At 71.9% G+C, this 13,872-nt stretch carries 13 protein-coding genes; 9 read left to right on the top strand and 4 right to left on the bottom strand.

Annotated elements, in window-relative coordinates; translation table 11 throughout:
* The first annotated feature begins 64 nt into the window (after positions 1-64).
* The 3 genes from AB0L95_RS15840 (at position 65) to AB0L95_RS15830 (ending at position 1,770) form a co-directional block, all read left to right on the top strand.
* Complete coding sequence (locus AB0L95_RS15840; protein ID WP_365162131.1) at positions 65-589, top strand: GNAT family N-acetyltransferase; 525 nt, start codon at positions 65-67, stop codon at positions 587-589.
* 99 nt (positions 590-688) lie between these two features.
* The gene (locus tag AB0L95_RS15835; protein WP_365162129.1) at positions 689-988 is read left to right on the top strand and encodes a DUF4229 domain-containing protein; all 300 of its coding nucleotides are present in this window, start codon (positions 689-691) and stop codon (positions 986-988) included.
* Positions 989-1,083: 95 nt separating this feature from the next.
* A complete protein-coding gene (locus AB0L95_RS15830; protein WP_365162127.1) occupies positions 1,084-1,770 on the top strand; it encodes a TetR/AcrR family transcriptional regulator in 687 nt (228 codons plus the stop codon).
* A gap of 74 nt (positions 1,771-1,844) precedes the next feature.
* Here AB0L95_RS15830 and AB0L95_RS15825 read toward each other — a convergent pair whose 3' ends face one another.
* From AB0L95_RS15825 to AB0L95_RS15815, 3 genes are all read right to left on the bottom strand, one after another.
* Positions 1,845-2,816 (bottom strand): YihY/virulence factor BrkB family protein, encoded by a 972-nt coding sequence (locus AB0L95_RS15825; RefSeq protein ID WP_365162126.1) that lies wholly within the window; start codon positions 2,814-2,816, stop codon positions 1,845-1,847.
* 133 nt (positions 2,817-2,949) lie between these two features.
* Complete coding sequence (locus tag AB0L95_RS15820; protein ID WP_365162124.1) at positions 2,950-3,789, bottom strand: MaoC/PaaZ C-terminal domain-containing protein; 840 nt, start codon at positions 3,787-3,789, stop codon at positions 2,950-2,952.
* 3 nt (positions 3,790-3,792) lie between these two features.
* Entirely contained in the window at positions 3,793-5,097 is a 1,305-nt protein-coding gene (locus AB0L95_RS15815; protein WP_365162122.1) for a 3-oxoacyl-ACP reductase, read from the bottom strand.
* Positions 5,098-5,183: 86 nt separating this feature from the next.
* On the opposite strand from AB0L95_RS15815, the gene AB0L95_RS15810 reads away from it, so the two are divergent.
* The 5 genes from AB0L95_RS15810 (at position 5,184) to AB0L95_RS15790 (ending at position 12,076) form a co-directional block, all read left to right on the top strand.
* The gene (locus tag AB0L95_RS15810) at positions 5,184-6,473 is read left to right on the top strand and encodes an acetyl-CoA C-acetyltransferase (RefSeq protein WP_365162121.1); all 1,290 of its coding nucleotides are present in this window, start codon (positions 5,184-5,186) and stop codon (positions 6,471-6,473) included.
* Positions 6,474-6,702: 229 nt separating this feature from the next.
* Positions 6,703-8,640, top strand: coding sequence for an AMP-binding protein (locus AB0L95_RS15805; RefSeq protein WP_365162119.1), 1,938 nt, complete (start codon positions 6,703-6,705; stop codon positions 8,638-8,640).
* A 102-nt stretch (positions 8,641-8,742) separates the two neighbouring features.
* Complete coding sequence (locus tag AB0L95_RS15800) at positions 8,743-9,615, top strand: alpha/beta hydrolase (RefSeq protein ID WP_365162117.1); 873 nt, start codon at positions 8,743-8,745, stop codon at positions 9,613-9,615.
* Between the two features lie 195 nt (positions 9,616-9,810).
* Positions 9,811-10,827, top strand: a complete 1,017-nt coding sequence (locus AB0L95_RS15795; protein ID WP_365162115.1) for a DUF1259 domain-containing protein — start codon at positions 9,811-9,813, stop codon at positions 10,825-10,827.
* 43 nt (positions 10,828-10,870) lie between these two features.
* Complete coding sequence (locus AB0L95_RS15790; protein WP_365162113.1) at positions 10,871-12,076, top strand: cytochrome P450; 1,206 nt, start codon at positions 10,871-10,873, stop codon at positions 12,074-12,076.
* Between the two features lie 367 nt (positions 12,077-12,443).
* On the opposite strand, the gene AB0L95_RS15785 is transcribed toward AB0L95_RS15790, so the two are convergent.
* Positions 12,444-12,647 (bottom strand): cold-shock protein, encoded by a 204-nt coding sequence (locus AB0L95_RS15785; RefSeq protein ID WP_043442843.1) that lies wholly within the window; start codon positions 12,645-12,647, stop codon positions 12,444-12,446.
* 354 nt (positions 12,648-13,001) lie between these two features.
* On the opposite strand from AB0L95_RS15785, the gene AB0L95_RS15780 reads away from it, so the two are divergent.
* Positions 13,002-13,850, top strand: a complete 849-nt coding sequence (locus AB0L95_RS15780) for a menaquinone biosynthesis protein (RefSeq protein ID WP_365162110.1) — start codon at positions 13,002-13,004, stop codon at positions 13,848-13,850.
* The last annotated feature ends 22 nt before the right edge of the window (positions 13,851-13,872 follow it).

Below are 13,872 nucleotides of genomic sequence, written 5' to 3'. Positions count from 1 at the left end.
GTCGTGAGGTGAGGGGCGCCACACTTGCTTGAGCCCGCAACGAGGTAATGGATAGCCTCGCCGCATGCCCCTTACTTTCGTCCTCGATCCGCCCATGACGCCCGCCCTGCGCGACGGCGTCCTCGATCTGTGGACGGACGTGTCCAACGCCGGCGGGGCCGTCGGGTTCGTGCCGCCCGTCACCCGGGAGACGGTCCGGCAGGAGCTGCTCAGGCATCTGACGGCGATGAGCGAGGGTCGCACCCGGCTGCTCGTCGGGTACGACCCGCAGGGGCAGGTGGGCGCGAGCACGTTCCTCACCCTCAACACCCACCGGCTGATGACGCACTGGCTGTGGCTCTACACGGTGATGGTGCACCCACGGCATCAGGGCAAGGGCTACGGCCGCGATCTGCTGGCGGCCGCCGCCGACGCGGCCCGCGGTATCGAGGGCATCGAGGCGATACGGCTCACCTGCCGCGGCGGTCTCGGCCTGGAGCACTTCTACGGCTCCTGCGGCTACAAGGAGGTCGGCCGGGTGCCCGGGGCGATACGGGTGGCGCCCGGGGACGACCGCGACGACATCACGATGCTGCTTCCCCTGGGATGACCGGCCCGCCCGCACCCCCGTGCAAGATCGGGTGCCGCGCGTGCTTCACTGGACGGTGACCCACAGGGGGATTCCCACGGAACGGAAGAGTGGATTGAGATGCTCCGCTACACGCTGATGCGCCTCGGTATCTTCGCGGGCTGCCTCGTGGTCGTCTGGGGCCTCGTCTACTCGGGCATCGCCCCGCGCGGCCTCGGTGCCTCCAACGGCCTGTGGATGGTTCTGCTCGCCCTGGTGATCTCGGCACCGCTCAGTTTCGTGCTGCTCCGCGGGGAGCGGGACCGTGCCTCGGTGCAGGTCGTGCGCAAGGTCGACCGTATGAAGGCCAACATCGAGGCGAACCGCGCCCAGGAGGACGCGGCCGACGACACGGCGCCGGTGCAGGGCCAGGCGTCGTAGCGGGACGCCGGTCCGGGCGCACGGAGCGCTCATCGGGACGGTGAGCCGCCGCCGAGTGCGCAACCGGCGCTGTCGGGGCGGCTTACGCTACGCGTATGGGTTCCGTGAAGACCAAGCGGATGCCGCGGGCCGTGCGCGAGCAGCAGATGCTGGACGCCGCCGTGCAGATCTTCGGCCGGCGTGGCTACACGGCCGCGTCGATGGACGAGATCGCGGAACTGGCGGGCGTCTCCAAGCCGTTGGTGTACCTGTATCTGAACTCCAAGGAAGACCTCTTCACCGCCTGCATCCGCCGCGAGGCCGCCGCGCTCACCGCGGCCGTGCGCTCCGGCGTCCGGCCGGGTCTGCCCGCCGACCGCCAACTCTGGGAGGGGCTGTGCGCGTTCTTCACGCACACCGCGCGGAACCCGGAGGCCTGGACGGTGCTGCACCTCCAGGCCCGTACGCACGGTGAGCCCTTCGCGGCCGAGGTCGACGCGATGCGCGAGGGGATCGTCGCGTTCGTGACACAGCTCATCGCCGTCGCCGCGCGCGAGGCCCGCCCCCAAGCTCCCGGCCGCGCTCGAACGGGGAGGTCCCCCCAGGACCCCGACCTGCCCGAGCGTGACGCGGCCGGGCTCGCCGAGGCCCTGGTGGGCGCGGCGGAGTCCCTCGCGGCCTGGGCGAACGCCACCCCGGGCGTCTCCGCTCGGCAGGCCGCCGCGACCCTCATGAACTTTGCCTGGGCGGGCCTCGGCAACCTCATGGAAAGCCGACCCTGGTCACCGCCGGACCACGACTAGACCTCACCCGCGTGCTGGAGGCGCCGCCGCCCACCGCGCTCCGTGTCCTCGGCAGAGGATCCGCGTGGAACGTCCTACGGTGTGCCGCCGTCGGCGGGCGGATGGCTCTCCGGTGTGCCGCCGTCGAGGGGCGGGTGCGGGGGATGGTCGAAGTGGACCGTGATCTTCTCGAAGCCCTTGAAGGACTCCGTCGCCGCGTACGACCGGTAGGCGCGCAGATCGCCCGGGCTCAGGTGGACCCGGTCGGTGAAGGGGCTCAGCAGGCTGCGGGGCCACAGATGCAGGCACCGCACCGCGCAGATCTCCGCGGTGCACAGGTACACGAACGCGCCGAGGTAGAGCCAGGCGATCAGGCCCAGCACGATCCCGAACAGCCCGTATGTGGCCGTGGCGCCCTTGAGGACATGGCCGACGTAGTACGAGCCGCCCCACTGGAGCACCTGCCAGGCACAGGCACCGCCGAGGGCCGGGCCGTACATCAGGCGCACCGGCAGCCGGCGGCGCGCCAGGATGCGGTAGCTGAGCATCAGCAGGACGGCGTTGAGCACGATGGCGGTGGCCGCGGCGGCCAGGCGCAGCCCTATGGCCAGCCGGGTGCCGAACACGCTGGCCTCGGACTCCCCGGCGGACAGGGCAGTGGTGACCAGCAGCCCGAGCGCGAGCAGCGACAGGAACTTCAGGCCCTTCAGCCGGGAGCGGAGGGGATCGGGGCGGGCGTGGCGGGGCACCGCGAAGATCTTGTTCAGAGCGAGCTGGGCGGCCTGAGCGATGCCCAGGGCTCCGTAGAGACTGCCCACGACACCCACGGCGAGGGCGACGCCGTTTCCGTGGAAGGAGTGGATGTTGTGCCCCAGCTGGTCGCCGATCACCGGGAACTCGCCCAGTGCCGAGTTCAGCACCGCGTGCTGGAGCTGAGGGTTGCCGCTGAGCAGGGAACCCAGCAGGGCGACGAGGAAGAGCAGCAGCGGGAACAGGGACAGAAAGCCGTAGTACGTCAGAAGCGCGGTCAGATATGCGGCCTGGTCGTCGAAGAACTTGTAGGCCACGGCCAAAGGAAAACCCGTCCAGCGATGCTGTCGCTGGTAACCGTCCAGGCGGGCCAGCACACCCATGTTTCCCCGGTACCCCTCCGGGCCGGACCCATGCGGATTCCGGGCCGCGCCGAGCGGCGGCGGACTCTCACTCCCGCAGCCGCCGTATCTCGCCGCTGAGGTGGAGCCGGTCCCCGCCGCGCAGTTCGAAGCGTCCGCCGTCCGCCGCGTAGGTCACGGTGCCCGGGAGCAGAACGGGGGCCCTGAACGCGGCACGCAGGTGCACGGCGGAACCGGCGGGCTGTTCGGCGAGGCACCGGGCGACGGTCCACATGCCGTGCGCGATGGCCCGGGGGAAGCCGAACATACGGGCGGTGAGGGGGTGCAGATGGATGGGGTTGCCGTCCCCGGACACGGCCGCGTAGCGTCGGCCCACGTCGTCGGCGAGACGCCATTCGGCGAGGGCGGGCAGAGGGGGTTGACCGGACGGCGGGGGTGCCTCGGCCGGGGCGGCGGAGGTGCGGTGCCGGGCCAGGTAGGTGCCGGCCGACTCCCACAGCAGCCGCTTCCCCCGGTGAGCCTCGGTGACGACGACGGCCTCGGTGCCGCGCCGATGGGGCACGAGTTCCCGCACCCGCACACCGATGACGTACTCCCCGTCCGGGGTGAGCGGCTCGTGCTGGGTGATCTCGACGGACGTGTGCACGAGCCCGAGCAGGGGCAGGGGGAACGCCCGGATCGCCATGATCCGCATGGCCAGCGGAAACCCGAGGACATGGGGGTAGGTGACGGGCAGCGCGTGGATCCCGGTGGGGAAGCCGCAGACCCGCTCGTAGGCGGCGAGCCGGTCCGCGTCGATCCGCACCCCGGGCAGCACGAGCCGGGCCCGGGGGAAGGGGGCGTCGGGCCGGGGGCGCTTGAAGGGGGAGAGAAGGGCGCCCCGGGCCAGCAGCGGGGTCAGCGCGGGGGAGCCGGTGCGGACGGTCATGGTCTACGCCCCCAGCAGGCTCTGGCCGCAGACCCGTACAACCTGCCCGTTCACCGCTCCGGAACCCGGGTGGACCAGCCAGGCCGTCGTCTCCGCCACGTCCACCGGCAGCCCGCTCTGCCCCAGAGAGTTCATCCGCCGCCCCGCCTCCCGGACGGCGAACGGAATCGCGGCCGTCATCCTCGTCTCGATGAATCCGGGGGCCACGGCGTTCACCGTCACCCCGTGCTCCGCGAGCGCCCGCGGGGCCAGCGAGCGCACGAGCCCGATCACGCCCGCCTTGCTCGTCGCGTAGTTCGTCTGCCCCGCGTTCCCGGCGATCCCGGCGATCGACGCGGTGGCCACGATCCGCCCCCCGGTCCGTAGCACCCCGCGGGACAGCAGGGCGTCCGTCGTGCGCAGCACGCTCGCGAGGTTCACATCGAGCACCGGATTCCACCGGTCCGCCGCCATGTTCGCGAGCCGGCGGTCCCGGGTGATGCCCGCGTTGTGGACGAGGACGTCCAGCCCGTCGGGGAGCGCGTCGGCGATTCGCGCGCCCGCGTCCGCCGCCGTGATGTCGAGCGTCAGCGCACTCCCGCCGAGCCGCTCGGCCACCCGCCCCACCTCCGCCCCGGCGGCCGGCACGTCCAGGCACACCACCCGTGCCCCGTCCCGCGCCAGCACCTCGGCGACCGCCTCGCCGATCCCGCGCGCGGCCCCGGTCACCAGCGCGGTCCGCCCGGCGAGCGGTCGCGCCCCGTCCCCGGGCGCGGCGACGGGCCCCTCACCGACCTCGACGACCTGCCCGCTCACATACGCGGACCTCGGCGAGAGCAGGAACCGCAACGTCGACTCGGCGGCCTCCGCGTCCGTCAGCCGCAGCAGCGTCACGGTCCGCCCCCGCCCGATCTCCTTGCCGAGGGAGCGGGTGAACCCCTCCAGGCCCTGCTGCACCGCCGCCTGGTGGTGGTCGGCCGCGTCGAGCGGCGAGCCCAGCACCACCACGCGTCCGCTGTCGGCGACCGAGCGCACGACCGGGTGCAGCGCGGCGTGCACCTCGGCGAGCGCCTCGACCTCCCGTACGCCGGTGGCGTCGAGGACCACCGCGGCGGGACGGCCGTCGTCCCCGCCGGTCGGTCCGGTCCGGGCCAGCACCGGGGCGAGATCCAGCGCGGACGTGCCCGCCGTCAGATGCAGCAGCGGCCCCTCCAGGGCGGGGCGTTCGGCCGACCGGCGATGCAGCGTCACGGGCTGGGGCAGACCGAGCCGCCGGGTGAGGAACCGGCCCGGGGCGGTCCCCGTGAAGCGCAGATAGCGGTCGGTCATCGTCAGGCTCCCAGCTCGCTCGACTGCTTACCCTGAAGTAAGGTTACCGGGGGTAAGGCTATGCCCCGGGTGAGGAGCGAGTCGAGATGAGCGGTTCCCTCAGGATCGGTGAGGTGCGCAGAGTCGCCGTGCTCGACGGCAGCCGCCTCCCCTTCGCCCGCTCCGACGGGCCCTACGCCACGGCCGGCAACCAGGAGATGCTGACTGCCGTGGTCGACGCCCTCGTGCGGCGCCACGGCCTCCGAGCACCGGGCGCGGTCGGCGAACTGGTCGCCGGGGCCGTGCTCAAGCACAGCCGCGACTTCAACCTCGCCCGGGAGACCGTGCTGGGATCCGCGCTGGACGCCCGTACTCCCGCCTACGACATCCAGCAGGCCTGCGGCACCGGACTGCAGGCCGTGATCGCCGCCGCCAACAAGATCGCGCTCGGGCAGACCGAGTCCGCGATCGCGGGCGGCGCGGACACCGCGAGCGACGTGCCCCTCGGGGTGAACGACACCCTGCGCCGGATCCTGCTCCGAGCCCGCCGGGCGAAGTCACCCGCCGCCCGGCTGAGGGCCCTGGCCGGGATCCGCCCCGGCCATCTGGTCCCCGACATCCCGCGCAACGCCGAGCCGCGCACCGGCCTGTCCATGGGCGAGCACGCCGCCGTCACCGCCCGCGCGTGGGGGATCACCCGCGAGGCGCAGGACGAGCTGGCGGCGACGAGCCACCGGCGGCTGGCGGCGGCGTACGACCGGGGCCTGTTGCGGGAGTTGGTGGTCCCCTTCCGCGGCCTCGACCGCGACCAGAACCTGCGCCCCGACTCCGCACCGGAGAAACTCGCCCGTCTCAAGCCGGTGTTCGGCACCGACGGGCCCGAACCGACGATGACCGCGGGGAATTCGACCCCGCTCACGGACGGCGCCGCCGTCGTCCTGCTCGCGAGCGAGGAGTGGGCCAGGGCGCGGGGGCTGGAGCCGCTCGCGTATCTGACGGCGTACGAGACCGCGGCCGTCGACTTCGTCGGCGGGGACGTCGCGGGCGGCGAGGACGGACTGCTGATGGCGCCCGCGTACGCGGTCCCGCGCATGCTGGAGCGGGCGGGCCTCGGCATCGGCGACTTCGACCTCGTCGAGATCCACGAGGCCTTCGCCTCCCAGGTGCTGGCGACGCTCGCCGCCTGGGAGCGGCGCGGGCTCGCCCCGGTGGACCGCGCCCGGCTGAACGTCGCCGGGTCCTCCCTCGCCACCGGCCATCCCTTCGCCGCCACGGGCGCCCGGATCGTGGCGACGCTCGCGAAGCTGCTGGCCGAGCGGGACGCCCCGGGCCGCGGCCTCATCTCGGTCTGCGCGGCCGGGGGACAGGGGGTGACGGCGATCCTCGAACGCCCCTGACCGACACCTGACGAACGCCCGACCGACGCGGGACAACCCGCACACCCCCGCCTCCGGACCATCCCCGGACCCTCCCCGAACCCGCACAGACTCCCCACGCGGGCCCCGTACGATCCGGGTCCTGAACCGGCGGTAACAGTGAGCCGCGCCGCGGTTGAACATCTCGGTGCGCACGGCGCGTACCCCATGCAGCGAAGCAGTGCACCGCTGCAGGTCCCAGGAGCTGCCCATGCCCATCTCGTACTCGTCCGCTCCCGTTCCCGCCGCCCCGGTCCACCTCGACCACGACGGCGGCCCGGTCCTCGTGGAGCCGGAGACCCGGCGGCTGAACGGTGAGGTGCGGGAGGCGTACGTGCCCCCGCTGGTACCGCAGGTGACCCACGGCTCGCTCGCCGACCTGCCGTTCGAGAACGCGGCCGAGGCGCCCGACCACCGGGCCCTCAGCCGCCGCGACGCGGACGGCGGCTGGACGGATGTGACGGCGGCTCAGTTCGCCGACCAGGTCCTGGCCGTGGCGAAGGGGCTGATCTCCGAGGGCCTGATGCCGGGCGACCGGATCGCCGTGATGGCGCGTACGACGTACGAATGGACGCTCCTCGACTTCGCGGCCTGGGCGGCGGGCCTGGTGACGGTCCCCGTCTACCCCACCTCCTCCGTCTTCCAGACCCGCTGGATCCTCCAGGACGCGGGCGTCGCGGCCCTGGTGACGGAGACGGTCGCCCAGGCGGCGGCCCTCGGCCCCGAACGCCCCCACATGCCCGACCTGCGCCGTGTGTGGGTGATGGAGAAGGGGCATGTCGACAGCCTGGCGCAGGTGGGGCAGTCGCTCCCCGACCAGGAGATCTCCGTACGCCGGGGCGTCCTGGGCCCGGACACCCTGGCCACCCTCGTCTACACCTCGGGCACGACGGGCCGCCCCAAGGGCTGCGCGCTGACCCACGGCAACTTCCTCGCCGAGGTCGACAACGCGACCGAGCTCCTCCACCCGATCTTCAGCACGAAGAGCAGCGACGAGCCGTCCACGCTGCTGTTCCTGCCCCTGTCGCATGTATTCGGCCGGATGGTGGCGGTCGCCTGCATCCGCGCCCGGGTACGGCTCGGCCACGCGCCGAGCCTCCAGGCGGAGGACCTGCTGGCCGACCTGGCGAGCTTCCGGCCGACCTTCCTGCTGGTCATCCCCTACATGCTGGAGAAGGTCTACAACAACGCGCGGGCGTCCGCCGAGCGCGCCGGCCGGGCGACGCTGTTCGACCGTGCCGCGGAGGTGGCCCGCCGCTACGGCGAGGCGACGGAGGCCCGTCGGCACGGCACCGGCTCCGGCCCGGGCCGCGCCCTGAAGACAGCCCGGGCCTTCTACGACCCCCTCGTCTACCGCCGTATCCGCAACGCCCTGGGCGGCAGGGTCCGCCATGTCATCTCCGGCGGCTCCCCGCTCGGCCAGCGCCTCGCCGCCTTCTACTCGGGCGCCGGCATAGGGATCTACGAGGGGTACGGCCTGACGGAGACGACCGGCGCCGCCACCGTGACCCCACCGCTCAAACCCCGGCTGGGCACGGTCGGCTGGCCGCTGCCCGGCACGAGGGTGCGTATCGCGGCCGACGGCGAGGTGCTGCTGTCCGGCGGCCAGGTCTTCCGCGGCTACTGGGACCCGCACGCGGGCGGGGTGGTCCCGGCGGGCCCCGACGGCTGGTTCCCCACGGGTGACATCGGCCGTCTGGACGACCAGGGCTATCTCACGATCACCGGCAGGAAGAAGGAGATCCTGATCACCGCGGGCGGCAAGAACGTGGCCCCGGCCCCGCTGGAGAACTGGCTGCGCTCCCACCCCCTGATCTCCCAGTGCCTGGTCCTCGGCGACGGCCGCCCCTACATCAGCGCACTGATCACCCTCGACCCGGAGGGCATCACCCACTGGCGCCAGATGATCGGCAAGCACCCGGTACCGCCGGAACTCCTGGCCGACGACGAGGAGTTGTACGTGGTCCTGCAGCGCGCCGTGGACGAGGCCAACAAACTGGTCTCCCGCCCCGAGTCGATCCGCCGCTTCACGGTCCTCCCCGTGGACTTCACGGAGGAGGCCGGCCATCTGACCCCGTCTCTGAAACTCCGCCGCGAGGCGATCCTGCGGGACTTCTCGCGGGAGGTGGAGGGGCTGTACACGCCGTAGCGCCCGGCGCCGCGACGAACGCGTGGGCCTGATGCGTGTTTGCGGCGCCCGTCGGCCACGCGGAGAGTGGAGATGTCACTCCAGCCGAGAGCGAGGGGCTCCATGTCGATCGACAGCGTCGAGGCCTGGTGGTCGGAAGGCGAGTACGTGCCCCTGCGCCTGCGCGGCGTCGAGCGCACGATCTTCGCACGCCGGATGGGCAGCGGACCTCCGCTCACGCTCCTGCACGGATATCCGGCGTCGTCCCACCAGTGGGCCAGGATCGCGCCCGAGCTGGCCCGCAGGCACACCCTGGTGATGCCGGACTTCCTCGGCTTCGGGGCGTCCGCCAAGCCGCGCGAGCACGACTACTCGCTGATGGAGCAGGCCGATCTGGTGGAGGCGCTGTGGGCGCACGACGGCCTGGGCGCCACCCGGGTCGTCGCACACGACTACGGCAGCTCGGTCGGGCAGGAGCTGCTCGCACGCCGTGCGGAGGGCTCGCTGTCCGTGGCCCTGGCCGGCATGACACTGATGAACGGCGGGATCTACCCCGAGCTGCACCGGCGCACGGACGCGCAGAGCCGGCTCCTGGACCCCGATACCGGCCGCACACTGAGCGCGCGGGCCGACGAGGACGGGTTCGTCTCCGACCTCGCCGTCACGTTCCCGCCCGCCTACGACGCGCTGACCGACAGCGTGGAGATGTGGCGCACCTACAGCCGCGACGAGGGACAGCTGAACTCCTATCTGCTGATCCGCTATATCCGTGATCGGCAGACGCACCGCGACCGGTGGGTCGGCGCGCTTGAGAACACAGATCTTCCGCTGCGGTTCGTGTGGGGCCTTCAGGACCCGGTCTCCGGCGCGCACATGGCCGACCGGATCCGCGACCGGATGCCCGGCGCACGGCTGGTGGAGCTGCCGGACGTGGGCCACTGGCCGTCGCTGGAGGCGCCGGAGCGGGTGATCGCGGCGGTCCTGGCCGACGACTGACGGCCCGGCGCCGCGTATCGGCTCGGGCACCGCGCGGCCGGCGCGCCCGGGACGACGAGCACTGCCCGGCGTTTCCGTGACACCACCCGCTTCACCGACTTCACCGGCGGGTGATTGGGCCACCTGGCCCAGGGCGGCGGCGGTGCTGGCGGGTGTGGAGGGCCTTGCGTGCTTCCATCCCGTCAGGAGGCGCACATGATGGCTGAGTACCGACAGCAGGACGCCCGACCCGGCCCCGGCACGTCACGTCGACGGGTGGTGGCCGCGGCGGCTGTGGCGCCGCTGCTGGCCGCGGTGTCGACGGGCGCCCGTGCCCAGTCTGCCGGGACGGCGAAGGGGCGGGGCCGGGAGCTGGTCCGTCCCGTGCCCACCGTGCTGTCGGACTGGAAGGGCGTCGCCGACGCGCTCGGCCGGACCGGCGACATGAAGCGGAACGTGATGTACCACACGGGTTTCGCCCGCCGGGACCTCGCCGTCCTCTCCCACGGCGTCCGCGTCAGACCCGCGCTCGCCCTGGCGGCGCACATGGCCTTCGTCCGCTATGCCGACGGCGGCACGATGGTGATGGGCGACATGGTGGTCACCGAGGCCGAACTCCAGGGGTTCGCCGATGTCCTGCACCAGCGGGGCATCGAGCAGACCGCGCTCCACAAGCATCTGCTCGCCCAGCGCCCGGACGTCTGGTGGATGCACATCCACGCCCACGGCCACGATCCGGTGGCCCTCGCCCGGGGCCTGCGCGCGGCGCTCGACCGCACCGGCACCCCGCCCCCGGCCCGCCCCACGCCTTCCGTCCGGCCGCGCCCCCTCGACCTGGACACCGCCGGCATCGACGCCGCGCTGGGCGTCAAGGGCAGCATCGACGACGGGATCTACAAGAGTCTCTTCGTCCGCCGGGAGACCGTCACCGACGGCGATCGGGTGCTGCCACCGGGACTGGGATCCACGACCGCGATCAACTGGCAGCCGCTGGGCGGCGGTCGGGCCGCCGTCAGCGGCGACTGCTGCCTGGTCGCCGGGGAGGTCCAGGACGTCCTCGCGGCCCTGCGGGGGGCCGGGGCCGAACTCGTAGAACTGCACAACCACGGCCTCAGGGACGAACCCCGTCTGTTCTTCGTCCACTTCTGGGCCGTCGGCGACGCCGTGAAGCTCGCCCGGGGCCTGCGCGCCGCGGTGGCCGCCACCGACGTCAGGCCGGTGACGGAGGACTGACGGCACACGCACACCGAAGGCCGCTCGAAACGGAGACCGCACGATGACCCCAGGCAACGAACCCCTCCTGTGCCCGTTCGACTTCAGCGAGGGCCTGGAGTTCGATCCCTCGCTCGCGAAGCTCATGGGCCGCGACTCCCTCAGCCGTATCCGGCTGCCGTACGGCCAAGGCGACGCCTGGCTGGTCACCGGGTTCGAGGGGGTGCGGCAGGTGACCAGCGACCAGCGGTTCAGCCGGGCGGCGATCATCGGCACCGACTATCCCCGGCTGACGCCGGAGCCGATCGTCTCCCCGGAGTCCGTCAACGTGATGGACCCGCCGCACAGCAGCCGGCTGCGCCACCTCGCCTCGCAGGCCTTCTCCAAGCGGCAGGTGGAGCGGATGCGGGAGCGTATCACCCGGCTCGCGGACACCCTGCTCGACGAGATGGAGGCGCAGGGGCCGCCGGTGGACCTGGTCGAGCATCTGTCGAACCCGCTGCCCCGGCGCACCATCTTCGACGTCCTGGGCATCCCCGAGGCGGACTGGGACCGGATGCAGGAGTACGTCCACCAGTTGCTCGCCACCGGCCCGGACAGCCGGGAGCAGGCCGCGGCCGCCAAGGCGGAACTGCGGGCGTACTTCGGCGAACAGGTCGAACAGCGCCGGCGCGCCCCCGGGCCCGATCTGATCAGCGCGCTGGCCGCCGCGCGGGAGGGCGAGGACACGCTCGACGACCAGGAACTGGCGGTCATGGCGCTGACGCTGGTGCTCAGCGGCCAGGACACGGCCACCTGCCAGATCAGCGACATCGTCTATCTGCTGCTGACCCGCCCCGCGCTGGTGCAGCGGCTGCGCGAGCGACCCGAGACCCTGACGGCCACGCTGCACGAGATCCTGCGCTACATCCCCTTCCGCAAGGGCGTCGGCATTCCCCGGGTGGCGCTGGAGGACGTGGAGATCGACGGGGTGCTCATCCGGGCGGGCGACTACGTCCATGTGTCGTACCTGACCGCGAACCGCGACCCGGAGCGCTACCCCGACCCGGACCTCATCGACCCGGACCGACCCAACCTGCCCCATATGACCTTCGGCTGGGGCGGCCACCGGTGCATCGCCGTACCGATGGCCATGGCGGAACTGGAAGTGGCCATCGGACGGCTCCTGGAACGCTTCCCCGAACTGCGGCTCGCGGTACCGCCGGGGGAGATCCGCTGGGACACGGAGACGATCCGCCGCTTCCCGCTGGAGCTGCCGGTGGAGTGGTAGGGGCGTCAGCAGGGAGAGCGCGTCGCCGTTCCCGGCCGACTGCGCGGACGCGGGGGTGGCCGCCAGGCCGCTCGACGGGCCGTCTTCCCGATGCCTTCCGGACGTCTTTCGCTCGTGGTGCGGAAGCGCGGGGTGATCCGCTGTGGGACCTCGGGGCCGGTGGGGTTTATGCGCGCCTGACGGGGAACCGGTGGGAAGCCGGTGGGAAAAGGTGTGCGCAAAAAAGCAGGAGCCCCCTGCGCCGGATGGCGCGCGGGGCTCCTTGGGTACTGCTGTCCGTTCCGGATCAAAGCATCGGACTCGATGGGCCGGAGGGCCGGTGAGCCGAAGGCCTGGAACCGAAGACCGAAAACTCCGGGTCAGCGACTCAGATGGCCGTGACGTTCTCCGCCTGCGGGCCCTTCGGGCCCTGGGTCACGTCGAAGCTCACCTGCTGGTTCTCCTCGAGCGAGCGGAAACCGTTCGCGTTGATCGCGGAGTAGTGGACGAAGACGTCGGGGCCGCCGCCTTCCTGGGCGATGAAACCAAAGCCCTTTTCGGCGTTGAACCACTTCACGGTTCCGGTAGCCATAAGCCCTCCTTGGGCCCAAAGGGTTGCCCTGCTCCAGAACCTGCAAGTGTGAAAACTGAAGCGCCGCACAACTGCATGTCTCTGAAAACGACGAGAGCCCGCGGTCACATGCTCCGCAGGCTCTGTACTGCAAGGAAACCAAACTGCAACTTGCGGCGAGCCTAGCATGCAGGCAGCCCAAAGCAATAGAGGCCAAGATCACTTCACCCGAATGTTTGAACGGGTGTGAGCTGAACTGACGACACAGTGTCGCATAGTGGACGTAGGGGTTGACACCAATGGTCCGCAAGGGGTGCGAGGTGGCTTCTGGACCCTGAAGCCAGCACCGTACCGCACGGGGTCTAGTGTCGCGATGTGGACAATTCCCGCACCAGGCCGCGCGTCGGCCACATCCAGTTCCTGAACTGTCTGCCCCTTTACTGGGGGCTCGCGAGAACCGGAACGCTCCTGGACATGGAGCTGACCAAGGACACCCCCGAGAAGCTCAGCGAGCAGCTGGTGCGGGGCGATCTCGACATCGGCCCGATCACCCTGGTCGAGTTCCTCAAGAACGCCGACGACCTGGTGGCCCTGCCCGACATCGCGGTCGGCTGCGACGGCCCCGTGATGTCCTGCGTGATCGTCTCCCAGGTCCCGCTGGAGCAGCTCGACGGCGCCCGTGTCGCCCTCGGCTCCACCTCCCGGACCTCCGTGCGCCTCGCCCAGTTGCTGCTCGCCGAGCGGTACGGGGTGACGCCGGACTACTACACATGCCCGCCCGACCTCAGCCTGATGATGCAGGAGGCGCAGGCCGCGGTCCTCATCGGCGACGCCGCCCTGCGCGCCAACCTCCACGAGGGCCCTCGGTACGGCCTCGCCGTGCACGACCTCGGCGTGCTGTGGAAGGAGTGGACGGGCCTGCCGTTCGTCTTCGCGGTGTGGGCCGCCCGCCGGGACTATCTGGAGCGCGAGCCGGAGGTCACCCGACGGGTGCACAAGGAGTTCCTGGCCTCCCGCGACGTGTCCCTGGAGGAGGTCGCCAAGGTCGCCGAGCAGGCGGCCCGCTGGGAGGCCTTCGACGCGACCGTGCTGGAGAAGTACTTCACGACGCTCGACTTCCGCTTCGGCGGTCCGCAGCTGGCGGCGGTCACCGAGTTCGCCCGGCGGGTCGGGCCGACCACGGGCTTCCCCGCGGACGTGAAAGTGGAGCTCCTGGACTCCTAGCAGGCTCCCCCCGGGACGGCAC

It is taken from the genome of Streptomyces sp. NPDC052036, assembly GCF_040680495.1.
Lineage (GTDB): Bacteria > Actinomycetota > Actinomycetes > Streptomycetales > Streptomycetaceae > Streptomyces.
The sequence above is the reverse complement of the archived record's forward strand: the minus strand, read 5'-3'. Positions and strand labels throughout refer to the sequence as shown.